Annotated in this window: 1 protein-coding gene; it reads left to right on the forward strand. The window is 68.7% G+C overall.

Annotated features, from left to right (window positions below; translation table 11 throughout):
- Positions 1–100: 100 nt before the first annotated feature.
- The coding region (locus I6F37_RS45135) for an amidohydrolase family protein (protein ID WP_249795529.1) at positions 101–380 on the forward strand (280 nt) is incomplete at its 3' end.

A 380-nucleotide genomic window follows, 5' to 3' on the forward strand; every position in this document is an offset into this window, starting at 1 on the left:
CCTGTGCTACGGCGCGAGCGAACGGAACTTTGGCGCGGCAGAAGGCCTTCGTGGCCTGGCTGAATGCTGCCGGGTCCCGTCGTCAGAGCTGGTGCGTGGCTTGGTCGGACTGCACGCGAGCTTCACCGTGTCGGACGAGACGATTCGCGCAGCCGGGCGCCTGGCTGAAGATCTCGGCACCGTGGTCCACGTCCACGTGGCCGAGGACGCGGCCGATGTTGCCGATGCTCTGGAGCGTGGCTACCCCGGGCCTATGGAGCGGCTGGAACGCCTGGGCGCCCTGCCGCGCGGCTCGATTCTTGCGCACGGCGTGCATCTGGATGCCGGGCAAGCGCGCCGTTGCGCCGAACTCGGTTGCTGGCTGGTGCACAACCCAAGGT

It is taken from the genome of Bradyrhizobium sp. NBAIM08, from assembly GCF_020193935.1.
Taxonomy (GTDB): Bacteria; Pseudomonadota; Alphaproteobacteria; order Rhizobiales; family Xanthobacteraceae; genus Bradyrhizobium; species Bradyrhizobium yuanmingense.